General features: G+C 49.6%; 24 protein-coding genes and 1 riboswitch. All 24 genes read left to right on the plus strand.

What is annotated here, in order from left to right; all coding sequences use genetic code 11:
* Window positions 1-305 precede the first annotated feature (305 nt).
* The 24 genes from spoVT (at window position 306) to RQP50_RS28875 (ending at window position 26,208) form a co-directional block, all read left to right on the plus strand.
* Entirely contained in the window at window positions 306-848 is a 543-nt protein-coding gene (gene spoVT / locus RQP50_RS28760; RefSeq protein ID WP_021255234.1) for a stage V sporulation protein T, read from the plus strand.
* A 301-nt stretch (window positions 849-1,149) separates the two neighbouring features.
* A complete protein-coding gene (locus tag RQP50_RS28765) occupies window positions 1,150-2,787 on the plus strand; it encodes a putative polysaccharide biosynthesis protein (RefSeq protein ID WP_227775207.1) in 1,638 nt (545 codons plus the stop codon).
* 63 nt (window positions 2,788-2,850) lie between these two features.
* Window positions 2,851-4,371: a bifunctional methyltransferase/pyrophosphohydrolase YabN gene (locus tag RQP50_RS28770; RefSeq protein WP_072732122.1), complete on the plus strand. Its 1,521-nt coding sequence runs from the start codon at window positions 2,851-2,853 to the stop codon at window positions 4,369-4,371.
* A 187-nt stretch (window positions 4,372-4,558) separates the two neighbouring features.
* Window positions 4,559-4,831, plus strand: a complete 273-nt coding sequence (locus tag RQP50_RS28775) for an HU family DNA-binding protein (protein ID WP_021255231.1) — start codon at window positions 4,559-4,561, stop codon at window positions 4,829-4,831.
* Window positions 4,831-5,109, plus strand: coding sequence for an RNA-binding S4 domain-containing protein (locus RQP50_RS28780; protein ID WP_005545548.1), 279 nt, complete (start codon window positions 4,831-4,833; stop codon window positions 5,107-5,109). Before RQP50_RS28775 ends, RQP50_RS28780 begins: the two co-directional genes overlap by 1 nt.
* A gap of 257 nt (window positions 5,110-5,366) precedes the next feature.
* Window positions 5,367-5,410: riboswitch (PreQ1 riboswitch) on the plus strand.
* A 164-nt stretch (window positions 5,411-5,574) separates the two neighbouring features.
* Window positions 5,575-6,342, plus strand: a complete 768-nt coding sequence (gene queC / locus RQP50_RS28785; RefSeq protein ID WP_315747448.1) for a 7-cyano-7-deazaguanine synthase QueC — start codon at window positions 5,575-5,577, stop codon at window positions 6,340-6,342.
* On the plus strand, window positions 6,339-6,827 hold the full coding sequence (gene queD / locus RQP50_RS28790) for a 6-carboxytetrahydropterin synthase QueD (RefSeq protein WP_315747449.1): 489 nt from the start codon (window positions 6,339-6,341) through the stop codon (window positions 6,825-6,827). Before queC ends, queD begins: the two co-directional genes overlap by 4 nt.
* A complete protein-coding gene (gene queE / locus RQP50_RS28795; protein ID WP_072732119.1) occupies window positions 6,824-7,549 on the plus strand; it encodes a 7-carboxy-7-deazaguanine synthase QueE in 726 nt (241 codons plus the stop codon). Before queD ends, queE begins: the two co-directional genes overlap by 4 nt.
* Window positions 7,550-7,672: 123 nt before the next feature.
* Window positions 7,673-8,164: a preQ(1) synthase gene (queF, locus tag RQP50_RS28800; protein WP_072732118.1), complete on the plus strand. Its 492-nt coding sequence runs from the start codon at window positions 7,673-7,675 to the stop codon at window positions 8,162-8,164.
* 156 nt (window positions 8,165-8,320) lie between these two features.
* Complete coding sequence (gene yabP / locus RQP50_RS28805) at window positions 8,321-8,608, plus strand: sporulation protein YabP (RefSeq protein ID WP_021255187.1); 288 nt, start codon at window positions 8,321-8,323, stop codon at window positions 8,606-8,608.
* Window positions 8,605-9,249: a spore cortex biosynthesis protein YabQ gene (gene yabQ / locus RQP50_RS28810; protein ID WP_072732117.1), complete on the plus strand. Its 645-nt coding sequence runs from the start codon at window positions 8,605-8,607 to the stop codon at window positions 9,247-9,249. Before yabP ends, yabQ begins: the two co-directional genes overlap by 4 nt.
* Window positions 9,250-9,293: 44 nt before the next feature.
* A complete protein-coding gene (locus RQP50_RS28815) occupies window positions 9,294-9,626 on the plus strand; it encodes an FtsB family cell division protein (protein WP_021255189.1) in 333 nt (110 codons plus the stop codon).
* Between the two features lie 129 nt (window positions 9,627-9,755).
* Window positions 9,756-10,229, plus strand: a complete 474-nt coding sequence (locus tag RQP50_RS28820) for a S1 domain-containing RNA-binding protein (protein ID WP_021255190.1) — start codon at window positions 9,756-9,758, stop codon at window positions 10,227-10,229.
* Between the two features lie 448 nt (window positions 10,230-10,677).
* Window positions 10,678-13,197, plus strand: a complete 2,520-nt coding sequence (gene spoIIE / locus RQP50_RS28825) for a stage II sporulation protein E (RefSeq protein ID WP_072732116.1) — start codon at window positions 10,678-10,680, stop codon at window positions 13,195-13,197.
* A gap of 150 nt (window positions 13,198-13,347) precedes the next feature.
* On the plus strand, window positions 13,348-14,115 hold the full coding sequence (locus RQP50_RS28830) for a VWA domain-containing protein (protein WP_315747458.1): 768 nt from the start codon (window positions 13,348-13,350) through the stop codon (window positions 14,113-14,115).
* A complete protein-coding gene (locus RQP50_RS28835; protein WP_315747450.1) occupies window positions 14,069-15,136 on the plus strand; it encodes a protein kinase domain-containing protein in 1,068 nt (355 codons plus the stop codon). The genes RQP50_RS28830 and RQP50_RS28835 overlap by 47 nt, the downstream gene beginning before the upstream one ends.
* 306 nt (window positions 15,137-15,442) lie before the next feature.
* A complete protein-coding gene (tilS, locus tag RQP50_RS28840) occupies window positions 15,443-17,035 on the plus strand; it encodes a tRNA lysidine(34) synthetase TilS (RefSeq protein WP_315747451.1) in 1,593 nt (530 codons plus the stop codon).
* Between the two features lie 90 nt (window positions 17,036-17,125).
* Complete coding sequence (hpt, locus tag RQP50_RS28845; protein WP_021255195.1) at window positions 17,126-17,671, plus strand: hypoxanthine phosphoribosyltransferase; 546 nt, start codon at window positions 17,126-17,128, stop codon at window positions 17,669-17,671.
* A 91-nt stretch (window positions 17,672-17,762) separates the two neighbouring features.
* A complete protein-coding gene (gene ftsH / locus RQP50_RS28850) occupies window positions 17,763-19,916 on the plus strand; it encodes an ATP-dependent zinc metalloprotease FtsH (RefSeq protein WP_315747452.1) in 2,154 nt (717 codons plus the stop codon).
* Window positions 19,917-20,424: 508 nt separating this feature from the next.
* Window positions 20,425-21,195: a type III pantothenate kinase gene (locus tag RQP50_RS28855; protein WP_021255197.1), complete on the plus strand. Its 771-nt coding sequence runs from the start codon at window positions 20,425-20,427 to the stop codon at window positions 21,193-21,195.
* 63 nt (window positions 21,196-21,258) lie between these two features.
* Complete coding sequence (gene hslO / locus RQP50_RS28860) at window positions 21,259-22,191, plus strand: Hsp33 family molecular chaperone HslO (RefSeq protein WP_142546946.1); 933 nt, start codon at window positions 21,259-21,261, stop codon at window positions 22,189-22,191.
* A gap of 57 nt (window positions 22,192-22,248) precedes the next feature.
* On the plus strand, window positions 22,249-23,190 hold the full coding sequence (locus RQP50_RS28865) for a SurA N-terminal domain-containing protein (protein ID WP_072732112.1): 942 nt from the start codon (window positions 22,249-22,251) through the stop codon (window positions 23,188-23,190).
* Between the two features lie 204 nt (window positions 23,191-23,394).
* Entirely contained in the window at window positions 23,395-24,333 is a 939-nt protein-coding gene (gene cysK / locus RQP50_RS28870; RefSeq protein WP_315747453.1) for a cysteine synthase A, read from the plus strand.
* A gap of 231 nt (window positions 24,334-24,564) precedes the next feature.
* Window positions 24,565-26,208, plus strand: a complete 1,644-nt coding sequence (locus RQP50_RS28875) for an anthranilate synthase component I family protein (protein ID WP_072732111.1) — start codon at window positions 24,565-24,567, stop codon at window positions 26,206-26,208.
* The last annotated feature ends 33 nt before the right edge of the window (window positions 26,209-26,241 follow it).

Below are 26,241 nucleotides of genomic sequence, written 5' to 3' on the forward strand. Positions count from 1 at the left end.
TTTCGCATTGATGTCGAAAAAGATAAGCTTTGTTTCGACAAAATCAGAGGAAAAAACTAAAAAATTCCGGTATATTGATGTAAAATGTGAAAATTTTAAGAATTCGTTCTAAAAAAATGTCGGTTAGTGTCGAAAAATGTGATTTTTTTTGCAACTTGGATGGCATTACCTACGTATGATGTGTATGTATAAGAACTTGGGAGCAGATGAATACTATGGTCAGTATTACAAACCATTCCGCATCCCTCCTAATTAACAATAATACAGTAAATCGAAAATACTTACTGAAAGCGGGGCAACTCATAATGAAAGCTACTGGAATTGTACGTCGTATCGATGACCTCGGACGTGTTGTAATCCCTAAAGAAATTCGTCGCACTTTGCGCATTCGCGAGGGAGATCCTCTTGAAATTTTCGTTGATCGTGATGGAGAGGTTATCCTTAAGAAATATTCCCCAATTGGTGAATTGGGCGACTTCGCTAAGGAATATGCGGAATCCTTGTATGAGAGCACAGGACATATCACAATGATCTCTGACCGTGATACTGTAATCGCAGTTGCTGGCGGATCGAAGAAAGAATACATGGACAAGCAAATCGGGATGTTGCTTGAGAACTGTATGGAAAACCGCAAGACAATGATCGAAACGAACGCAGGCAATTATGAAATCGTAAAAGACAGCCAAGAAGCTTTCTCTTCTTTCGTTGTTGCTCCAATCGTTGCTGGTGGAGATCCTATCGGTACAGTTGTTATGCTTAACAAAGACGACAGCGTGAAAATGAGCCAAATGGAAGTGAAAATGTCGGAAACGGCTGCTGGCTTCCTTGGTAAGCAAATGGAGCAGTAATCCGAAATTTGCTAACGAAAGTCCCTGCTCATACAGGATGCGTGTATACGCAGCTTGAGCGATGCAGGGGCTTTTTTTGTGCTCTGAGCTCTAATATCGAGTCATCCCTACGCCGTTGCAGAGGCATATTGATTAGCCGCATTTTTTTCTTGTTGGGCAGGAGCGCTGAAAATACGAGATTGCAGACATCATGGACGGTGCTGCAGCTTCTATGCATGGAGCTTGCCCAGGCAAGGAGGAATTGGCCTGTCTTGATATGCTATAATACGTTACGAATGTTAGAGATGGGCGGGGATGACGGTTGAACAAACGAACCCCCCGAGTTGCGGGGCAAGTTATGTCCGGCGCTTTATTGCTAGGCATGGCGACGATAGTGTCGAAGGTAATCGGAACACTGCAGAAAATCCCGCTGCAAAATATCGGGGGAGACGGTGTATTCGGCATATATAACGCGGTATACCCATTCTATGTGCTGCTAGTAGCGATAGCTAGTGCGGGTATTCCAGTTGCGGTAGCACGGCTCGTGGCAGAATGCGAGGCAGCTGGGGATGAGGTAGGCTCTGAACAGGTGCTTCTAGCATCCAGTCTGCTCATGACGGTTACTGGGATTGCCGGGTTCTTCGCTATGCTGGCTGGCGCAGAACAGATCGCCAGTTGGATTGGCAATCAACATACGGTGGCCGCTATCCAGAGTGCTGCCTATGCGCTGCTTGTAATGCCGCTTGCCGCTGCTCTCAGAGGCTACGATCAGGGCAGTGGACGGATGACGTCAACAGCTGTATCGCAGGTTATCGAGCAGACAGGACGCGTAGCGGTCATGATTGGGCTTCTGCTGTACTATAGTCATCTGGGCGCAGCGGATGAGACAATCGCTGCAGGAGCTACGTTTGGATCATTTGCGGGTGGTCTATGCGGGTTGCTAACTATGATGATCTTCCGCTGGAGGGAGAAGCGTAGAAGCTACAGTCGACTGCGGAAAAAACCGCAATTAGGGATGAGGCAGCAGGCAGGCACCATCTGGAGCTGGATTCGGAAGCTGACATGGACTGCCCTGCCAATTTGTTTAGGTGCAATTGTGCTGCCAGCGGTAAATGTAGTGGATGTATTTACGGTGCCTCGGTTTCTGCTGCAACAAGGGTGGAGTGAGGCAGAGGCACTCGCACAGTTCGGCGTGTACAGCCGGGCGTATCCTCTTGTGCAACTTGTCACAATGGTGGCGAGCTCACTTGCTGTGGGGGTCGTCCCGATGGTGGCGTCGCTCATGCGCAGAGAGGGTACTGTCGGTCTTGCGCCGACTATTAAGATAGCTCTTCGCTGGTCGTGGATGCTTGGTCTTGCTGCTACCGTCGGGCTCGTCGCCTTGGCGGAGCCGCTCAATGTGGCGTTATACACGGACAGCGCGGGAACGCTGACGTTCGTGCTGGTGGCATCCACGGCTGTAAGCGGCGTATTCCACGCCGTGTCAGCCGCGCTGCTGCAGGGCATGGGCGCGGTGCGTGCGCCAGCCGTGCATCTTGTATGCGCCGCAATCGTGAAGGCGGCGCTGAATGTATGGCTGATCCCGGCCTACGGCATTGCCGGGGCAGCTATCTCCGCAGCGGCCTCGCTTGGTCTGGCCGCAGCATTGAACGCGCATGCGCTCGCCGTCGCAAGCGGCGTGCACTTCGCCGCCTGGGGCGCTCGCAGCGCGCGCCTTGCGCTGGCGCTTGGCGGCATGGCTGCTGGCGTCAGCCTGGCCGCGGCCGTTCCAGCTTGGCTCGGCGCTACTGGCCGCTTAGCGGCCGTGCTCGCCGTAGCCGTAGGCGTGCCGCTTGGCGCGGCTATATTCACCCTGCTAGCCATCGCACTCGGTGCAGTTCGGCCGCAGGAACTGGCCGAGCTGCCGCGCATCGGACCGAAGCTTGCTTCATTCGCTGCGCGATTCTCGCCCCGCTTGTGATTCTGTGGGCAGAAGTGTGGGGAATAATACACAGTGATGCAACAATCGAAGGGAGATTCATTCATGCCTGGAACCATTACTGTCGTCGGGCTCGGCTCCGGCGATGAAAGCCAATTGACGTTAGCCGTATGGAACTTGCTGCGCGAGGCGAAGCAATTGTACGTACGCACGGCTGACCATCCGGTAATCGCATATTTGCAACAGAATGATGTCGCATTTCGCTCATTCGATTCCGTATATGAAATGCAAGACGATTTCCCATCGGTGTACAAAGAAATTGTTCGCCAATTGATGGCAGCTGCTGCTGTCAGTCCCGAGAATCCAATTGTATACGCGGTTCCTGGGCATCCGATGGTCGCAGAGTCAACGGTTCGCTTGCTGCGGGATCAATGCTCGGAACAGGGCATTGAGCTGCGAATTATCGGGGGAGAGAGCTTCCTGGATCAGGCGTTCCTACGTTTCGGATTCGATCCGATTGAAGGGTTCCAACTGCTTGATGCGGCCGGACTGCAGGCTGATGGCTTGAACCCAAGGTTGCACACCGTGATTGGACAAGTGTATGATACGTTTACAGCGTCTGATGTGAAGCTGGGACTGATGGAAGTATATCCGGAAGACTATGAAGTCGTAGTAGGCCATGCGCTTGGCGTAGAAGGCATGGAGCACATGCAGCGCATTCCGTTGTATGAGCTGGATCGTATTGAAGGCTACGGCAACCTATCCTTAATTTGGGTTCCACGCACCGACAGTGATGAAGTGCGCAAGCGCACATTCGGTCGCCTGCATGAGATTGTCTCGATCTTGCGAAGCCCTGGAGGATGTCCATGGGATCAAGAGCAGACACATGAATCGATTCGCAAAAATCTGATCGAGGAGACGTATGAAGTACTCGAAACGATTGATGACGATGATCCAACTGCGATGCAGGAGGAGCTCGGCGATTTGCTGTTGCAAATTATGCTGCATTCCCAAATGGAGGAAGAAGTGGGGGCATTCAGTGTATACGATGTCATCCAATCGTTGAATGAGAAGCTTATTTTCCGCCACCCGCATGTATTTGGTAATCAGCATGCAGAAGATGTCGAATCCGCGCTTGGAACATGGGAACAGATGAAGGCAGAGGAGCAGCAGATCAAGGGAATTGCGGACGCGAGACCTTCCGTACTGGACGGTGTGCCGCGTGATTTGCCTGCGCTCATGAAGGCCTATAAGCTGCAGAAAAAGGCGGCTAAAGTCGGATTTGACTGGGACAATGCCAAGGATGTACTTGACAAAGTGGCCGAAGAATTGCAAGAATTGCGAGAGGCGATACGAGATGCGGGATCGGATCAAGACGATGCCGTGAAGGATGAAGAGCTGGATCATGCGCGCGAGGAACTCGGCGATCTATTATTCGCTGTCGTGAATGTATCTCGGTTCATTGACGCCGATCCAGAAGAGTCGTTAACATATACGAACCGTAAATTTGTACGCCGATTTCAATACATCGAAGAACAACTTCGTATAAAGGGTAAATCTTTTGACCAAACTGATTTACTAGAAATGGAGCAATGGTGGCAGGAAGCGAAGCGCTTAGAGCCATAATGCTTGGGGTGCAGCGGACTACTGCTCTCTATTTTTCGTCAAAATATGAAAAAATGCCGCACCCGGGAAGGAATTTGGTGATGAAGCAAGAATACATACAAGCATCAACATTCCAAGGCTCGGGCAAGCGCCTGTAGACCATTATTCATTTCAACTATGAAAAAGAGGAATTGGGAGGACAATACACATGAACAAAACAGATTTGATCAACAACATTTCCACAAAAAGCGGTTTGACTAAGAAGGACGTTGAATCCGTACTGAACGGCTTCTTCGGTGAAGTAACAGACGCTTTGGCTAGCGGCGACAAAGTTCAATTGATCGGCTTCGGCACATTCGAAACACGCAAGCGCGCTGGCCGCACAGGTCGCAACCCGCAAACAGGTAACACAATCGAGATTCCTGAATCTACAGTTCCTGCATTCAAAGCGGGCAACAAGCTTAAAGAAGCTGTAAAATAATGCGTCTAGACAAGTTCCTGAAAGTATCGCGGCTCATCAAGCGGCGTACTGTCGCGAAGGATGTGTCCGAGCAGGGGCGTGTTGAACTGAATGGCCGTGAAGCGAAGCCGAGCACGACAGTGAAGGTCGGCGACGAGATTACGGTACAATTCGGGCAGAAGCTCGTCACCGTCCGAGTAGAGCGTCTCCAAGAGACGACGAAGAAGGAAGAGGCGGCGGGCATGTATACGCTGCTGAAGGAAGAAGCAATTCCAAGAGACAACGGATTGAACTGGTAACAGCCAGTCCATTGCGATAGAAATGCATATTCCAACGAGCAAGGAAGCGGTTATCCGTCTGAGAAGACGGAACCGCTTCTTTTTGATTTGCAAGGAATCATTCAGCGTTGTTGAGCAGTTGTATATAGGTCTCTCCTTGATATAGAGCATTATGGGTATTCAGTGACGGTACTATCATGCGGAGGACATACGCGCTATAATGGAATAAGCAATCCCACTGAGGTGGGATTCAACATCATAACATTCCGTGCTTCAGCACGGGAGAGGTTCGCAATCTCCCTCTATAAAAAACTAAGGCTGACAGCATTCTACAGGGCTATCTTTCCTTAGTGCTGTCTTTTTTTGTGCTTACAGGAGCTGTATATCGGCTAAGCCAACGAACAGTCAACCTGAGCAAGCACAGGCCTTCTGTCTTAGGAGACCCTTCTATAGGGTTGTGAGGGGACAGGAAAGGATGAAGAACACATGAAGCAAGTAAATGAACAACTATGCAACAACCACATTTCCTCAGCCGGCGAAGCGGCTTGGAATGCAGATTCCCATAGCCAAGCGCATGCAGGACGGAAGCAAGGCAAGGCTGTCGTCGTCTTTAGTGGCGGGCAAGACAGCACAACCTGTCTGTTTTGGGCACTGCAGCGATTTGAGGAAGTCGAGACGATCACCTTTGACTATGGACAACGCCATAAGTCAGAGCTAGAGCATGCGAAGGCGATTGCCGGCAAGTTGGGTGTACCGCACCGGATCCTCGATATGTCCTTGCTCAATCAACTGGCTCCCAATGCGTTGACGCGAGACGACATCGCAATTGAACAGGAAGAAGGCGAACTTCCGAGCACCTTTGTGGAAGGACGGAATTTATTGTTCTTTTCCTTCGCCGCTGTCTATGCGAAGCAGATTGGAGCACGTCATATTGTTACAGGTGTATGTGAGACGGACTTCAGTGGTTATCCAGACTGCCGCGACGTATTCGTCAAATCACTCAATGTTACGCTGAATCTGGCGATGGATTATGGATTCGTACTGCATACCCCGCTGATGTGGCTGGATAAGGCAGATACGTGGCGTCTTGCTGACGAACTTGGTGCCTTCGACTTCGTTCGTACCGAGACGGTAACTTGCTACAACGGACTTCCGGGAGATGGATGCGGAGAATGCCCGTCCTGCAAGCTGCGCAAGGCAGGACTTGAACGTTACCTGATGGAACGTAAGCAAGAGGAGGGGGCAAGCCGATGAGTACTCCTGGGCCATTCCGTATCGTCGATAAGCTGCAAGTGCTGGGCGCCGACATTTCACAGGATTCGCTGCGTTATCACCGTCACCGGGTACTTGTGAGCAAAGAGTTTACCTTCGATGCTGCCCACCATTTACATGCTTATGAAGGCAAATGTAAAAACCTTCATGGGCATACGTACAAGGTTGTTTTTGGGTTAAGCGGATTTGTAAATGAAATCGGGCTGGCGCTCGACTTTGGATATATAAAGGAGATTTGGAAGGATAGAATCGAGCCTTATCTCGATCATCGTTACTTGAATGAAACACTCCCACCGATGAATACAACGGCAGAGAACATGGTCGCGTGGTTGTATGAACAAATGCAAGTTGCATTGCAAACTAAACCCTACGCAGAGCGATGCGAAGGGGGAAGAGTAGAATTTGTGCGGCTCTATGAGACTCCAACCAGCTATGCGGAAGCACGACGGGAGTGGATGGAGCAATGACGATTCCTGTTCTCGAAATATTTGGACCTACCGTGCAGGGAGAAGGGCTTTTAGTCGGCCAGAAGACGATGTTCGTCCGTACAGCTGGCTGTGATTACCGCTGCTCTTGGTGCGACTCCGCCTTTACATGGGATGGTTCTGCCAAAGATGACATCCGTCAGTTGACGGCAGATGCTGTTATTGAAGAGCTGGATCGTCTGGCTGAGGGGCGCTATGGGCATGTTACGATATCTGGCGGCAACCCAGCCTTGCTGGAAGGTATGGGCGAGTTGGTTCAACGTCTCGGCGAACGCGGGGTTCGCACGGCTGTAGAGACACAGGGATCACGCTGGCAGGACTGGCTCTTGGAGATTGATGATGTCACGCTGTCTCCGAAGCCGCCAAGCTCTGGGATGGGTACGAACTTCGCACGCTTGGATGAGATCGTAGGCAAGCTATGGAATCGGTCTGCACGCAAGGGACTATGCCTGAAGGTCGTTGTGTTCAATGAGGATGACATGGAATATGCGATAGAGGTTCATGAACGCTATCCCGATATTCCATTCGTTATGCAGACAGGGAATGAGGATGTCCATAGTGGAGATGACGAGGAGTTGATACAGAAGCTGCTCCGACAATATGAATGGTTGATCGATAAGGTTGCCTTAGAACCACGCTTGAACCAGATACGCGTGCTGCCTCAGCTGCACACATTGGTGTGGGGCAACAAGCGTGGTGTCTAGCGCGATGGCTATCTCTACCCACACAGGTGGAATTGTGTTCTAAATACAAGTATGGCTCGTTCAACTCGTACAGGATTTACAGGTTATCCTACGAAAAATGATACCGAAGGAGATTCAATGACGATGGCAGGAAGAAATGAAGCAGAATTGCATTTGAAGCAGCTTGGATTAAAGACGGAGTACCCGTCAGACTATGCACCAGACATTTTGGAGTCATTCGACAACAAACATCCTAACCGGGATTATTTCGTCAAATTCAATTGTCCGGAATTTACAAGTCTATGTCCGATTACGGGACAGCCAGACTTTGCGACCATTTACATCAGCTATATCCCGGGTGTGAAATGTGTGGAGAGCAAGTCGCTCAAGCTGTATTTGTTCAGTTTCCGCAACCATGGCGACTTCCATGAGGATTGCGTGAACATCATAATGAATGATCTGATTAAGCTGCTTGATCCGAGATATATCGAGGTATGGGGCAAATTTACCCCGCGTGGCGGCATCTCGATTGACCCGTACTGCAACTATGGCCAGCCGGGTACGAAGTTTGAAGACATGGCTGCTCACCGACTGATGAACCATGATATGTATCCAGAGAAGGTAGACAATCGCTAAATATATGAATGCTGGTAAGCGACTGAGCAATTACAAATAGAGCAAGCAAAGAGAGAGAGTATATGTTCATAGCATAATCCTCTCTCTTTGCTATAGTCGCAGTTCTAATCTTCAATCTCCTTCATAAGCTAGTGTTGAGAAGGAGGGGTACATGCCATGGTTGATTTCAATAAGCCAGCGGCCAAGCGTCAAGAAGTGAAGATGATGAACCGCAAGCTCCTCGAGATTAGCGGAGTGAGCAAGGTAGAGAGCTTCGACAGTGAGGAGTTCCTGCTTGATACAGAATGCGGCTTCTTGACGATACGCGGCCACAATTTGCATATTAAAAATTTGAGCCTGGAACAAGGCTTGGTTGCCATCGAAGGTACGGTCAACTCCCTGACCTATTTGGATGCGAATGCGCAGGACAAGTCGAAGGGCTTTTTCGGTAAGTTATTCAAGTGAACCTCCACACTCAATGGATGACCGTGATGCTCATGATGATGAGCGGACTTGCGCTTGGTCTGGTGTTCGACAGCTACCGTGTCGTCGCAGGCCAATTCAAGTTTCCACGGTGGACGCTGCCTGTATTTGATCTGCTCTATTGGCTGGCAGCGACGCTATTCGTGTTCCAAATGCTCGTGAAGGGCAATCAGGGAGAATTAAGATTTTATGTGCTGCTTGGTCTAGCAGCAGGCGCATGGCTGTATGCTGTCTTCCTTAGCAGAATAACCGTTTTGATTGTGAAATGGGTAGTTGCCGCCATTAAGGCCATATGGCGCTTCGCAATGCGGTGTGTGTATGTGCTTATTGTACTGCCGTTTAAAGGGATATGGGCAGGAATAAAAGCACTTACATTATTTTTCATATCGTCTGCTATGTTCCTCCTCAAAATTGTGCTACAATGTTTACGACCGCTCTGGCTGCTCATCGCATGGTTGTTCAAGCCGCTTGTCATGCCGCTATGGAACCGATTCAGAATGACGGAACGGTGCAAGGGCATATGGCAAGGGGTGATATCAGCCGGCAAGCGCATTTCCGCGTGGCTCATTGGTGTACGTTGCCAGATGAGGCGGTTCCTTGACCTGTTTAGACGCAAGCGCTAGCGGGTAAGGTGTATCGTGAGCTACTGATACAAGGGGGTGCACGTATGTCGGTGTCTAAATCCCGAAGACATACTCCAAGCCGCAACCAAGATAACAAAATAGCGGGAGCCAAGCGCAGATTGCGCATGTGGCTGATCTTCATGGCGTTGTTTATAGGGTGGGGCACGTATACGTACTTCAGTCAATTGAACACGATGGAAGAGCTTCGCTCAGATTTGAAGGCGCGTGAGAAGGAGAAGGGCGAAGTCGAACAGGTTCGCAACGATCTGCGACAAGAGGTCGATCGGCTCAATACAACGGAATACATACTGCAATTGGCGCGAAGCCGAGGTATGGTGCTTCCGGACGAACTCCTCATCCGCAAACACGACGAATAGAGCGTAAAATCAGGACAACCGTCGGTTGACCAATGTTGCGCCATTACAGTATAATCACGACATAAGCATTGCTTTTTTGCTTTTGAGCAATGTTCCGTTTAACATTTTAAGGGAGGAACATTTTATTCTATGACAATTGAAGTGGGCACCAAGTTAGAAGGCAAGGTGACAGGGATTACGCATTTTGGAGCGTTCGTTGATCTGTCGGGAGGTGTCACGGGACTGGTTCACATCTCTGAAATTGCCGATAACTATGTCAAGGACGTGAATGACCATTTGAAGATTGACGATACAGTCACGGTCAAAGTTATTAACGTCGACAAGGACGGCAAGATCGGCTTGTCTATTAAGCAAGCAGTCGATAAACCTGTAACGGAACAGAGACCTCCAAGAGGACCTCGTCCGGACCGTCCTCCAGGAAGAGACGGGGGCAATAGCAGGTATGGACACGGGAACCGGGATCGAGGGGGACGCAAGTCGCCTAGTTTCGCTTCTTTTGAGGATAAGATGTCGCGCTTCCTTAAGGATAGTGAAGAACGCATTTCTTCTTTGAAGAAGAATACGGAATCCAAGCGTGGAGGCCGTGGAGCACGCCGCATGTAATCGTCCATGACGACAACGTAATTAAAGCCGCAAGCCGGGCAACCGGTCTTTGCGGTTTTTTTGCGTGTGCAGATAAGCAAAACATGTAGACATCCGGACGCCATGATCTGACGGGATCGTCGTTTCCTTGCCGCACAATTGCTGGAAAAACTTTTTTTGTCGTGTCGGCCTGCCTGTACGACAGGTTCTTACGCCTTTCCGTATGCTTTATTGTCAAATGACCGTCGACCCTAGCGGATGAACGACAAAAATATGACATCTTCTCTTCAAAGCTGCTTAAATGGAAATCGGCCAAACCCCTGATACGCCGCACATATTCCGCACTGGGAAGCGCTCGCGACGCTTGTCGGAAAGTTTTTTTGACCCCTTTCCTTTTTATGACAAACTATTTCTATCACCTTTTCTATAATGAGAGGCACACAATTCATAGAATAGGTGGTGCCAAATGATGAGTAAGACAAAGATCATTCCATTTCCAAAAAGAGGCTGGCAGGATATCAAGGAAGAAGGAACCGGATGGATGAATGCGCCTAGCAAATGGCGTCTGGACGGATTCCAACGTATGCTAGGTACGCGCAAATGGACGATTATGTTCGTCCTGATCGGCTTCCTTCTTGGTCGTGCCATGATCTTGAATGAATTATTCCCGTTTGCGGCTGCCTTTTTTGCGGTTGTATATTTCTCGCGCCGGGAGCTGGCTACGTGGGTGGGAACTGCATTGTTAGCCGGAAGCTTGTTCGCTCCAGAGCAAATTACAATAATGATGGGGATGCAGCTACTGCTCATTGTCCTCATGTATCGTGGATGGAAGGCTTATGATAGACGTTCAGATATGAACATCGCACCATTGATGGTGTTTGCGGCTAGTCTTATTGTGAAGCTGCTCGTCACTTTTCTATCACACTCTTTTACTTGGTATGCCCTAGCAATGGATGTTACAGATGCGGCGCTTGGCTTCGTCTTAACGCTCGTATTTGTTCAAGCCCTACCCGTACTAACGATGAGTAAACGCAATTATACGCTTCGTGTGGATGAAATGATTTGCCTAATGATTCTGCTTGCTTCTATGATGACAGGTGCTGTCGGCTGGAGTGTACAGGGCATGCAGCTGGATCATATTTTATCACGCTATTTCGTTCTTCTGTTTGCCCTAGTTGGCGGAGCGCCGTTAGGCGCATCAGTAGGCGTTGTGCTAGGACTAATCCTTGGTCTTGCAGAGCCGAGCTCATTATCGCAAATGAGCGTACTAGCCTTCTCTGGTCTGCTTGCAGGACTGCTGCGGGAAGGGAAGCGCTGGGCAGTTGCCTTCGGTATGCTGCTAGGTACGGCAATCTTATCGGTCTATATTGGTCCTCCTGAGCAGGTCATGGTATCAACATGGGAGACGATAGCCGCAGCCGCCCTATTTCTGCTTACTCCCAAATCCATATGCCGCACATTGGCTAAGTATGTCCCAGGGACGAGTGAGCATACGAATTCACAGCATGAATATGCGAAGCGCATGCGCGACATGACGGCAGAGCGTGTACAGCAGTTCTCCAAGGTATTCGATCAGCTGTCACACAGCTTCAAGCAGGCTGCACCTACGACGGCTGGCGATGCACCTGCGCAGGCAGGTGAGGAAGAGATATCGGATGGAGTTATTGAGGCTGCATCCGTGGTTACATGCGGGGCATGTCCGCGAAGGCAGGCATGTTGGGGCCGCAAGTCGATCCAGACGATGACGATGATGAAGCAAATGCTCGTGAAGGTGGAGGGGAACCCGGAGTTCGCATGGAAGGACAAGCCGCTCCCTCACTCTTGGAAGACACATTGTCTGCGGGCGCATCAGATGCTTACAGTGCTGCGAGATCAGCATATTCGGCACATGCATGAGGAACATTGGCGCAGGCAGCTGCAGGACAGTCGCCAGTTTGTAGCTGAGCAATTATCAGGGGTTTCACAGGTCATGGACGACTTAGCGAAGGAAATTCAGCGCGAGGGCAGAGAACTGTTCATGCAGGAGGAGCAGATCCGTCAGGCCGTAGAAGATCTAGGATTGTCGGTTCACCGTGTAGATATCATGTCACTGGATCCTGGGCGTGTAGAGATTGAAATGGTGCATTCCTTCACGGAAGGATATGATGAATGCCGCAAGCTGATCGCTCCGCTGCTGTCAGATATATTGGGCGAGCATATTGCCGTACGGGACGAATCCATTACCAGATCGGAAGGGCAGGGTGTTGTCTCCTTCGTAACCGCGAAGGCCTTCGAGGTTGATACAGGGATGGCGGGTACTGCCAAGGGAGGTGGAATGCTGTCGGGAGATAGCTTTAGTGCGCTCGAGCTGGGCAGCGGCAAGTTCGCTGTTGCCTTAAGTGACGGAATGGGGAATGGAGAGAGGGCGCGTTTAGAGAGCAGCACGGCACTTCACTTGCTTGCTCAGCTGCTTCAGGCAGGAATTGAGGAGCAGTTGGCGATCAAGTCCGTCAATTCGGTGCTGACCCTTCGATCTCCTGATGAAGTGTACGCTACGTTAGATTTAGCAATTATTGATTTATTTTCTGCCAAGACGATGTTGATTAAGAGTGGTTCAACGCCAAGCTTCATTAAGCGAGGCGAAGAGGTTCATTTAGTTTCCTCGAACAATTTGCCGATAGGTATATTACAGGATATTGAAATTGAACTGGTTGACGCCTCTCTATCACCGGGTGATATCGTGGTAATGATGACAGACGGGGTATTTGATGCGCCTGGCTCGGCCGTTAATAAGGAATTATGGATGAAGCGGCTCATCCAGGAGCTCGAGACGGACGACCCGCAGGAAATTGCTGATCTCCTGCTAGAGACTGTCATCCGGCATTCGGGAGGACGTATTGATGATGATATGACCATTGTTGTCACGCGTGTAACGAGACATCGACCACAATGGGCGACTTTGCACTGGAGTGGGGGTGATCGAATCGAACGGCCGATGCCTGTCAGTTGATTAACCATAAACAGACAATGAATGATTATTCCTCATTTGCTTCTAAGACTTCTCCCGAGAGGGGAGGACTTACACTATGGTTAAACTCTCCTATTATGGGGCACACTAGAACTAGATTCATAGTGACCATAGGGAGATGAATGAAGGATGATGAAGCAAATTCTTCTCATTACGGATGGATGCTCCAATGTAGGCATTCAGCCCGCCATTGCCGCCGCGGAGGCAAGGGAGAACGGAATAACGGTCAATGTAGTCGGCATTGTTGATTATGGTACAATTGGACAATTGGGTGCTTGCGAGATTGAGGAGATTGCTGGTGCAGGCGGTGGTGTAAGCCGCATCGTGCAATCGCATGAGCTGTCACAGACCATTCAGATGATGACACGTAAGACAGTAGTGCAGACGATACAGCAGGCTGTGAATAAGGAATTGAAGCTAATTCTGGGTGATGCTACAACTGATGGCGTGCAAGCACTTCCACTGGAGAAGCGTTCTGAAGTGGTTCGTGTCATGGACGATATGACGGAACAGTCAGCGCTCAAGGTGGCGCTGCTTATTGATGCTAGTGCAAGCATGAAGCCGAAGCTGGCCGCAGTCGAGGAAGCGATACGAGATTTAATGCTTAGCCTGCAAGCTCGAAGCGGCAAGAGTGAGCTGTGTGTATTTCATTTTCCTGGCCCATATGGGGGAGAGGAAGCAGTCCAGGACTTGGAGTGGACGGATGAGATTACGCGTGCGAAGAAGTTGTTCCAGCGACTGAATATGCGTGGGACAACACCGACTGGCCCAGCTTTGCTGAAAGTCATAGATTATTATCGAACGGTACCTCGCACTGTGGACAAGGAAGCAGAAGTGGTGCCTATCAATCATCATGAAAGAATGGAAATGGACGGGGTATGGAGTGACTACATCGTTTAAGGAAAGGCGACAACTCAATAGAGCATCCCAAAAGCCCCAAAAGGGAGACTCCCACAACCAGTTGCGGGCAGGCATGGTGCTGCATGGGGTATGGAATCACCGTGCCTATCGGATTGAGCGTCTTCTTGGAAGTGGCGCCAATGGGGTAGTCTATCTGGTGACGCTGCTGTCGGCCCCTAATGATGGACGTGGGGGAGCGATAGGCACCTTTGCGTTGAAAATAAGCACCAACGCCGTTGATCTCCAATCGGAAGTGAATGCCCTTGGCAGTCTGGAGAAGCAGCGGCGAACATCCTCCCGATCATCAGCTCACCAAGACAATCGCCCCTTCCTTGTTGATGTAGATGATGCAGATATGAATGGGGAGCGTATATCCTTTTATGTAATGCGCTATGTTCCAGGTGAAAGTATTAAAGCTTACATCCGGAAGAAGGGCCCCAGGTGGTACGGTATAGTGGGGAGCAAACTGCTGGCGAAGCTGCATAATGTACATCGGCATGGATGGGTATTCGGCGATCTTAAGGCGGAAAATGTCATTGTAGGTAATGGCGGAGAGGTTGAGCTTGTTGATTATGGAGGATTAACGAGCAGAGGGAAGAGCGTAAAGCAATTCACTGAAATGTATGATCGGGGGTATTGGCATGCGGGCTCGCGTACCGCAGATGATGGATATGATCTGTTCTCATTTGCCATACTGACGATTCAGGTGCTCGGGGGAAAGGAGCTCCGTGAGCGCATGAAACGGGCATTGCCCCAAACGCGGGAAGTAAAGGAAGTACTGGAACTTGTTCATACCCATCCTGTCCTGCGGCATTATGAGTCATGGCTAGTCCATGCGTTAAAGGGGACATTTTCAAATTCGGAAGAAGCATGCCGGATGTGGGATGAATTAAGTCGCCGCTTGCATCGATCGGGGATGCGGCCATATCGGCCAACTCCGCTATGGATGAAGTGGTTTTTTGCTGTATCTGTTATTTTGTTTGCAATTAGTATCGCATGGTGGACAGGAATCCCCTATTAATTTTATAGCCTAAATTGTGGTATATTGGTAACAATCATATGCATCTTATCCGTAGGAACAACGTAGTTATACATACATACTTATTAAGAAGATATTTCAGAATGGTAGCGGGTGAACTCAATCGACTTCCGATGGATGCAGTGCAGGCTTCACGGGCTCGATTGGTAGCACGCAGATTTTGAACGTGCTTCATCGATTTGATATGCTTCATACATAGCAAGACGGGACATGAACCTGCACGTGAGTGGAGCTTTACTGCGGAAGCATGCAGGTGCTTGAATGAATGCCGGGAATCGGGGATGAATAATGACAGCAGGACAATCAGCGGACGGTGAACAATTCAATGCTTGGGACAAATGGATAGAGCAATTGGAAGCCGATTGGTGTAAGAGAGGTCTCTGGGGTGCAGGTGCTGTAATGGTAGTAGCTGTATCAGGCGGTCCGGATTCGATGCTGCTTCTACATGCACTGGCTGCATTGAACGAACGAAGTGACTGCAAGCCGGGCAGGCTCATTGTTGCCCATGTTCATCACGGATTTCGCGGGCAAGAATCAGATGAAGAGGCCAGATTCGTCGAGCAGGAAGCGACAAGATTGGGGCTGCCATTTGAGATGATCCGGGTCGATGCTCCTGGCTTAGCGAAGCGGGAAGGACTTAATCCTCAGGCGGCAGCAAGGCAGCTTCGATATGAGTTCCTCATCCGTACTGCCAGTCATTATGGAGCTACTCATGTTGCACTGGCCCATCATGCGGATGACCAAGCCGAGACCGTACTTATGCGCTTAATAAGAGGATCAGGCAGCACTGGGTTAGCTGGTATGGCGTGGAGCCGCGAAGAAGAAGGGCTGCTCTTTGTTCGGCCATTGCTAATGCTGCGTAAAATGGAGGTGCTCCATTGGTGCTCAGTGCGGGACATTCCATATGTGAACGACAGCAGCAACACCAAGCGCAGTTATTTTCGCAATCGGATGCGGCTGGATATTATCCCTCAGCTTGAGGAGGAGAATCCAAGACTAGTTGAAGCGCTCTGCAGGATGGCGGACTCACTGCGTGATGAAGATGATTATATGGAAGCGGAGACCCGCAGGTTGTTTCAATGTCACGTAAAGGCGGTAAACGATGGTAGGTCTGGTGACAGCAATGCCGCATTATTTATTCCGCATGTGCAGGCAGGATATATTCTTGATCGGAACACCTTTCTAGGATTACATGTTGCTTTACAACGCAGGTTGATTAAACTAATATTAAATTATCTTACACGAGGTTCGGATCAGATTGATTTTGAAGCCGTTGACTCAGCAAGAGTGAGAGCAGCAGGCGAGTGTTCGACTACGTGGAGGGTGGATGTTGCTCAAGACATTGTATTTGCGCGTGAATATGAGCGTTTGCTATGGCTTCGGATACACCATGATTCTACAGAAGGTGCAGACTGCAAGACTGGCTTTACGATACATAGAACCGATGCAATGGGGCAATTGTCATTACCGAATAACAACAGCACACTGCGGTGGACGGCTGTGGCAGAAGTGAAGGCTGGCAGCGATGCCGGAAGGAGCGAGAGCTTTTCAGCGGGTCAACATCATCACGGACAGGCTTGGGAAGCTACATTCGATGCTGAAGAGCTGTGCTGGCCGCTTGTTGTTCGTACTCGGCAGCCGGGAGATCGGATGCGGGTGCAAGGACTAAATGGCAGCAAAAAAGTGCAAGATATGTTCGTTGACTTGAAAATCGCGCCGTCATTGCGTGACACGATTCCTCTTGTTGCGGACGCGAACGGACACATTGTGTGGATACCTGGAGTGCGGCGTTCTAATGCGGCATATGTGAAGCCTTCGACACAAGCGGTCGTTCATTTTGCACTGGAGGGCGGAGCCCATGAGCGATCTGTCCATCCATGAGGTAACGAAGACATAGCCGGTCATTGGCTTGCCGCATGGAACGATTAACGTTCACATAAGATTGAGTATTCACAATAGGAGGGCCCATCATTGCATAACGACATTGAGAAGGTAGTATTTAGCGAGGAACAGCTTCAAGCAAAAGTACAGGAATTGGGTGAACAGATTAGCCGCGATTACGCTGGTAAATGTCCACTCGTTATTTGCGTGCTCAAGGGCGCGTTCATTTTTATGGCCGATTTGGTCAAGAATGTTACAGTACCGTTGGAATTGGACTTCATGGCGGTATCCAGCTATGGCGCATCGACGAAGTCTTCGGGCGTTGTGCGTATTATGAAGGATTTGGATGTATCGGTTGAAGGCCGCGACGTTCTCATTGTGGAGGACATTATTGATACAGGGCTGACCCTCAGTTACTTAATTGAGGTGCTTCAGGGTCGCAAGGCGAACTCGATCCGTGTAGTTACTCTGTTCGATAAGCCGGCGCGTCGCACCACTAATATGGAAGCAGACTACAAAGGCTTCGTTCTGCCGGATGAGTTCATCGTTGGATACGGACTTGATTTTGCAGAGAAGTATCGCAACCTTCCATACATTGGCGTATTGAAGCGTGAGATTTATTCCGACGAGGTGTAGAATCATTCATTCTCATCGCTTAGATGGTCAAGTTGTGATGGCAATACGTGCTATGATACAATAATTTCGTGTCTTTGAGAGGAGGTTGGGGATGAATCGCTTTTTTAAGAACTCTGGTTTTTATCTGATTCTTTTTCTAGTCGTGGTCGGCATTGTCCAATTCATTGGCAACGGCGGAGAAGCCACGGAAACCCCGAGATATGACCAGTTTCGCAAAGAGTTAGCGGCCAACAATATAGACGAAATGACGATTCAATATGAAGGTCGGGCATATTTGGTCATCGGTAAATATAAGAAAATTCCAGATGGACAGAAATCTCAGCAGTTCGTAACGTATATTCCAGATAGCTCACCAGCTATTGAGGAGATTATGAAGGCCGATACGGCACAGCAATCCCTCAAGCTTACGTGGAAGAAGATGGAGGAGCAAAGCCTATGGCTGACGGTCCTGACTTCATTCATTCCATTTGTGATCATGTTCATCCTGTTCTTTGTCTTCTTTAATCAAGCCCAGGGTGGCGGCGGCAAGGTCATGAATTTCGGCAAGAGCCGTGCTCGGTTGTATAATGAAGAGAAGAAGCGTGTTACCTTCGAGGATGTCGCAGGGGCGGATGAAGAGAAGCAGGAATTGGTCGAGGTCGTCGAATTCCTTAAGGATCCGCGCAAGTTCGCAGCACTCGGCGCACGCATACCGAAAGGCGTTCTTCTGAACGGTCCTCCAGGTACAGGTAAGACATTGCTTGCACGTGCTGTTGCAGGCGAAGCAGGAGTTCCTTTCTTCAGCATTTCAGGTTCTGACTTCGTTGAAATGTTCGTCGGTGTCGGTGCATCCCGTGTGCGTGACCTGTTCGAAAATGCTAAGAAAAATGCACCTTGTATTATCTTTATTGATGAAATCGATGCTGTTGGTCGTCAGCGCGGCGCCGGTCTTGGCGGCGGTCATGACGAGCGGGAGCAGACGCTTAACCAATTGCTCGTCGAGATGGACGGCTTCGGCGCCAATGAAGGAATCATCATTGTCGCAGCAACGAACCGACCGGATATTCTCGATCCAGCATTGCTCCGTCCAGGTCGTTTCGACCGTCAAATCACAGTGGATCGCCCTGACTTGAAGGGCCGGGAAGCTGTATTGAAGGTTCACGCGCGCAACAAGCCGCTGAACAAGGACGTGAAGTTGAATACAATTGCCAAGCGTACAACTGGATTTACGGGTGCCGACTTGGAGAACTTGCTGAACGAAGCAGCATTGCTTGCAGCGCGCAAAAACCATAAAGACATTACGATGACAGATGTGGACGAAGCAATCGACCGCGTTATCGTAGGGACAGAGAAGCGCAGCCGCATGATCAGCGATCGAGAAAAACGTATTGTCGCGTTCCATGAAGCCGGTCATACCATTATCGGATACTTCTTGGAACATGCAGATATGGTGCACAAGGTTACGATTATTCCTCGCGGACGTGCTGGCGGATACGTCATCATGCTGCCGAAGGAAGATCGTATGCTTACAACAAAGCAAGAGCTTCTGGACAGAGTTACAGGTTTGCTTGGTGGTCGGGTTGCTGAGGAATTGTTCATCGGCGAAATCGGCACAGGCGCTTATAGTGACTTCCAGCAAGCAACACGTATTGTGCGCAGCATGATTATGGAGTACGGTATGAGCGAGAAGCTCGGCCCAATGCAGTTCGGCAACCGTCAAGGAGAAGTATTCCTTGGTCGTGACCTTGGTCATGAACAGAACTACTCTGATGCGATTGCATACGAAATCGATCAGGAGATGCAGCGTATCATGAACGAGTGCTACGAGCGTGCGAAGACATTGCTGACGAAGCATACTCGCGAAATGAACCTCATCGCCAATACATTGCTTGAGTTGGAGACACTCGAACTTGATCAAATCAAGCAATTGATCGAGAATGGCCATATCTCCGATAAGAAGTCGGATGGAGATGATTCTGCCAGCACATCGGTGACAGGCGGCACATCTTCCAGTACGCCAATTATTGAGACAACTGGCGATGTGAAGGTGAACCTTGTTGGCAAGCCAGAGAAGCTTGGCCCTACGCAGTGGGATTCCCCAGCTGATGCTAAGCCGGAAGGCGACATTCCGAACGGAACCTCTCCAGAGGACTTCCGCAGCAATGAGCCACAGGCGGTTGAACGTCCAGATGCTCCTTCCGAGCAGTCAGAGACGAATACAGATGCCACAGGCAATCCAGATGACAACAAGAACAACAACCAATAGAATAGCCCTCATTCGCCGATTCGGCGATTGTAAAGAGTGCACCATAGCGTGCACTCTTTTTTTATGCCTATTGAAATATTGGCGCAGTCTCGATTGTGAATTGACACAGCCATAGGCGTTGTGTAAATTAAGTGTTAATGACTACAACAAGCGGGAGTCCATACGTGCAGATCATAATCACGGTTTTTGTGCCGTTCTGCATGATAGATTTTTCACTTGGATGTGGGAGCTCGTGTCTGATGGAATGATGGAAGTTCTGTTGGTACGAGCGATACTATAACCTGTCATCGTACAACGTTGCCACCGTTGATGATGCGTCATGCAGGTGTTCTACTGTCCTGCTAGTTGCGTAAAGAATACATCAAGATTGAAGCAACGGGCGAGTCCACGCTCTACCGTTCGCGGCAAAGCGTTGATCGGTGTCGATGTCAATTCCGTATAAGCGTTTCCATGATTATAACGGTCGACATCAATCTTGACTTGAATGCGAAGAAAGAGGGATAGAACTGTGATTCTCGTTATCGATGTAGGAAATACAAATATTGTTCTAGGTGTATATCAGCAGGAGACGCTGCAGCATTTTTGGAGGCTGTCTACGAATCGTCAAGCGACAGCGGATGAATATGGTGTCATGATCCACAACTTATTCTCACTGGCAGGGCTTTCGGTTAAGGATATCGACGGAGTTATTATCTCGTCTGTCGTTCCTCCGATTATGTCTACGATGGAACTCTTGTGTGAGACGTACTTGTACAAGACTCCGCTTATCGTAGGGCCAGGCGTGAAGACAGGGTTGAATATCCGATATGAAAACCCGCGTGAGGTTGGTGCAGACCGCATCGTGAACGCGGTTGCTGCCATCGACCAATACGGTGGTGAGATGCCGCTTGTAGTTGTCGATTTCGGTACAGCGACAACTTTTGATGTGATTGATGTGCAAGGCAATTACTTGGGCGGGGCAATCGTTCCGGGGATTGGCATCTCTACGGAGGCGCTCTATCAGCGTGCAGCGAAGCTCCCTCGTATTGAACTGACGAAGCCGAAGTCCGTTATTGGCCGCAATACGGTTCATTCCATGCAGGCAGGCATCATATTCGGATACGCCGGACAAGTTGATGGGATCGTGGATCGCATAAGCCAAGAACTAGGCGCACAACCTAAGGTCGTTGCAACGGGTGGCTTGGCGGAGCTCATTGCAAGCGAATCGCGTACAATTGATACGACGAATCCCTTGCTGACCCTTGAAGGACTGCGTCTCATTTACAATCGTAACCAATAATATAGAGAAATCGTTGTAAACTGTCATTCGTATTTTAAATATGTAAGGCAACAGGAGGCACTCATGGAAGAGAGTAAGCAACAACAGAACATCACTCAAGATACCGTGCAGGATATGCTTATCCGTGGGACTGGATTAGGTGGAAAGGTACGGATTTTTGCTGCGCGCACGACTAACTTGGTTAATGAGCTGCAACGTCGCCACGGTACATACCCAACAGCAACAGCTGCATTAGGGCGTACAGTAACGGCTGCTGCAATGATGGGTGCGATGCTGAAGGGTGAAGAGAAGCTTACGGTACAGGTGAAGGGTGATGGCCCCATTGGTCAGGTCGTTGCGGATGCCAACGCGCGTGGAGAGATTCGCGGCTATGTGACACATCCCCAAGTTCATTTGGCAAGCAACTCAGAAGGCAAGCTGGATGTTGCGGGAGCAGTAGGCCGCAGCGGCTTCATTCACATAACGAAGGATCTGGGCTTGAAGGAGCCTTACCGTGGAAGCTCTCCGATTATTTCGGGTGAACTGGGTGAGGACTTTACGTATTACTTTGCAACCTCGGAGCAGACGCCATCCGCAGTCGGGCTTGGCGTACTCGTAGACACTGACAATTCTGTACTACATGCAGGTGGATTCATTATTCAATTGCTGCCAGGCTTGTCTGATGAGGAAATAACGGAGATTGAGCAATCGTTAAGCACATTGCCTCCGGTAACAGCCTTGCTTGATCAAGGCATGGAGCTTGAAGAGCTGGTAACATGGATCGTGAAGGATGTTCACATTATGGATCAGATGCCGCTTGTGTTCCAATGCCAATGCTCAAGAGAACGCGTGGAAAGCACGCTTATTAGCTTGGGACAGGAAGAGCTGCGAGCGATTATAAATGAGGATCATAAAGCTGAAGTTGTATGTCATTTCTGCAACGAGGCGTATGCCTTCAATCGTGATGATCTTGAGAAGCTGGCTGCTGCGGCAGTAACGAAGAAGACGCAATCGTAAAGTAAGTGTAAGCACAGGCGTGCTACAAGGAAATATGAGGTAAGGGAAGCAAGCGATATGACGAGAGAAGTCAAGAGCTTATGGGGCTGTATTATTGTATTGTTTGCCTGTGTGATCGTGCTTGCAGGCATACTTATTTCACGGCTCGATGTTCCGGTCGGGCCCCCCGAGCCTGCTTCATCCGATTCCTCATCAGTCGTTGCGTCAGTTGGGTCGCATAAGATTACGCGTGCAGAGTGGAACAGAGAATTGGAGCAGCAGTACGGTGGGTTAGTACTGGAGCAGATGCTGACGAACCGAGCGGCTGAGCAGGAAGCGAAGTCGCTGGGGGTTGAGGTGACTTCTGAAGAAGTCACCCGAGAGATTAAGCGTCAAATGAAGGGTTATGAAAGTGAAGAGGCTTATTACCAAGCAATGAAAGAACAACTAGGAATGAGTCCGGAACAATTAAGCCAAGACATGCGCAATCAACTCCTATTGGAAAAAATCGCAACGTACGGCATTGATATCGGTGATGCTGATATTGACGAGTACATGCGTGAACATAAGGGTGAATACGAGCCAATCAACTCCTATCAAATGGCACATATCACAGTATCGAACGTCGCTGACGCGGAAGCAATTATTGGCCGCATTAAGCAAGGAGAATCTTTCGGTTTCCTTGCAGGCGAGCTTTCTCTTGACTCCTTCTCTTCACAGCAGGGTGGGAGAATAGGGTGGATTGATGAGGATGATCCATTCATCGATCACGCGGAACTGAACCAAGTGTCCTTGATGGAAGTAGGCGATACTTCGAAGCCGGTTAAGATTAAGGATGGATATGCGATTATCCAGCTTACTGGCAAGAAGGAAGTAAGGCCTGAACAACATGATGAGATGCGTGAGCGTATTCGCAAAGAAATCGCGCTGGAGAAGTCTCCTCCATTAGTACAATGGAGAAAAGCGCTCCGAGAGAAATACGGCGCGTCAATTGCAGATGCAGCCTTTTCATCACAGTAAGTGTTGACATGAATAGTAGTCCGTCCGAATAAGATGATTTATTCGGGCGGGCTTTTTGTTATTTTTCAGACAAAGAACGAGAAATCTTGGAATATTTTTGAGTAGGTCTATTGACATTCGACTATTGGCTTGCTAATATAAGTTAAAACCTAGTGAATTAGTCGGAAATATTTCAATTCCTATTAACCTGTGGGAGGGCTCTCTATGCAAAGAATCGTCAATAGCGTGACCGAACTAATCGGGGATACTCCACTTGTACGCCTGAATCGAATTGTACCGGAAGACAGCGCCGAAATTTATGTGAAGCTGGAATATCAGAATCCGGGCTCCAGTGTCAAAGACCGGATCGCAATAAGTATGATTGAGGTAGCCGAGCAGGAAGGCATATTGAAGCCGGGAGATACCATTGTAGAGCCGACGAGCGGCAATACGGGCATTGGACTTGCAATGGTAGCTGCTGCGAAGGGATATAAGGCCATATTGGTTATGCCTGAGACGATGAGCATTGAGCGCCGCAATCTCCTGCGCGCATATGGGGCTGAGCTTGTGCTTACTCCGGGGGCAGAAGGAATGAATGGTGCGGTTCGCAAGGCTGAAGAGCTGGCACAAGAGAACCCTACTTATTTCATTCCGCAACAATTCAAGAATCAAGCGAACGTCAAGATTCATCGGGAGACGACAGGTCCAGAAATTGTCGAAGCGATTCAATCGCTCGATGGCAAGCTGGATGCGTTTATCGCTGGCATTGGCACTGGGGGAACAATCTCTGGTGCTGGTGAAGTGCTGAAGGAGAACTTCCCCGGCATTCAAATTGCAGCGGTGGAGCCAGCCTCATCTCCATTATTGTCTGGAGGCAAGCCAGGCCCCCACAAAATCCAAGGGATCGGGGCAAACTTCGTACCTGATATATTGAACCGTGAGATTTATGATCGAATTATTACGGTTGAGAATGAAGATGCATTTGAGATAGCGCGCCGTGTTGCGAAGGAAGAAGGCATCTTAGTCGGCATCTCCTCGGGGGCTGCGATCTATGCTGCATTGCAGCTTGCGAAGGAATTGGGAGCCGGAAAGCGTATTGTTGCAGTCGTACCAAGCAACGGCGAACGTTATTTAAGCACACCGTTATTTAATTTTGAAGATTAAGAAATGAACACATCCCCTCATCCAACTGTGTACTTGGAAGCATAATGCTTCTATACGATAGCTGAGATGGGGGGATTTTTATATGAAGGAAAATGCAGAAAATGTAAGTGGTTCATCTTTTCATCCGTAGTTTCATTGTTTATACTAATCAGTAATCCGATAATGATTATCATCCAAGGAAAGTTGGGATCGATAAGCAGGAATGATGGACTAGGGTGAAGAGGTGGTCATATGGTTCAATCAACAGTACTAAGTGGACAGGCGCTTATCGCACAAGAGCAATGGCGCTGCTATATCGATAATCAATACACGATCCTTCCGTACGTGGTTAAGTATGAGTTGCAGGAAGGAAGTACGCACATTCCTTCTTGGGAATCGGCATGGGCAGATGCAGGGCAGAGCACCTTCGTACTGGAGAGCGGGAAGGGTGGACGCTATACGATTGTGGGGTTAGACCCCGTATCTATGATTAGAGGGAAGGGGTATTCCGCACACATCGTCCTGTCAGACGGAAATGAACAGGTACGCAAGGGAGCTCCGTTAGAAATGGTGAAGGAATGGATGTCACCTTACCGTGGGCCGCGCATAGAGGGGCTTCCGAAGTTCACTGGGGGATGTGTTGGCTATATAAGCTATGACATTGCTAGATCCATTGAGCGGCTCCCCGAATTGGCGGCGGATGATTTGGATCTTCCCGATTATGTGTTTATGCAAATGAATGAGCTATGGATTGTCGATCATGAGGAACAAGCGCTATACTGTGCGGTCATGACGGAGGTTGATCCATGCGCATCACCGGCGTACAAGCGCCAAATGAAGGAGGATGAGTCCTCCAGTCAGACCGCTGAATCCATATATGAGGAATGGGTATCTAACCACTATGAGCTTGCTCACCAGCGTGCAGATAAGTTGAAGAAGCGCTGGGATGTCTGGTGGGAATCTTGCCGTACAGATGAGGCGAAGCAGGCCGCTGAGCTTCGTCGCCGCTGTCTGGAGGAAGGCAATCTTCTCGATGTGGATGTGCTGGAAGGTGTACAGACGGCATTTCCGAAGGAGGATTTTGAGGAGGCTGTACGGCAGATTCAGCAATATATTGGTCAAGGTGATGTCTTTCAAGTAAACCTGTCCATGAGACAGATGCGTGCGCTGCGTGAAACTCCGGAACGGCTCTATGAATGGTTGAGGGTGCTTAACCCATCTCCATACATGGGACTGCTTCGTTTCCCTGACTTCCAGCTTGTTTCTTGTTCCCCCGAGCTTCTGGTTGGCCTGAAGGATGGGGAAGTGAGCACTCGTCCGATTGCAGGCACGAGACGGAGAGGGCATACCCCGGAAGAGGATGCCCGCATGGCAGAAGAGCTGCGTACGAATGAGAAGGAGCGGGCCGAGCATATTATGCTCGTTGATCTAGAGCGCAATGATGTTGGACGCATATCGGAATACGGCTCCGTGCGGGTGGATGAGTTAATGACAATTGAATATTACTCGCATGTTATGCATTTGGTTTCTGAGGTGAAAGGGAAGCTGGCGGCCGGCAAAGACGCCTTCGACGTGCTGCGAGCGACATTCCCTGGAGGGACGATTACAGGAGCTCCGAAAGTGAGAACGATGGAAATCATCGAAGAATTGGAGCCAGTACGAAGAGGGCCGTATACGGGATCATTCGGCTGGATTGACTATAATGGCGACATGGAATTTAATATAATTATCCGCACCATGACCGTGAAGGATGGTGTAGGCCATATTCAGGCGGGAGCGGGCATTGTTATTGATTCCGATCCAGCGCGTGAATATAAGGAGAGCTGGAACAAGGCGAAGGCTTTGTGGAAGGCAGTACAGTTGAGCGAACGCGACATGATGGAGCGGGGAGACTAGATTAGGTAAGGCATGCCGCCAGGCATGGCCGAG

The organism is Paenibacillus suaedae, from assembly GCF_032337355.1.
Classification (GTDB): Bacteria; Bacillota; Bacilli; order Paenibacillales; family Paenibacillaceae; genus Paenibacillus_B; species Paenibacillus_B suaedae.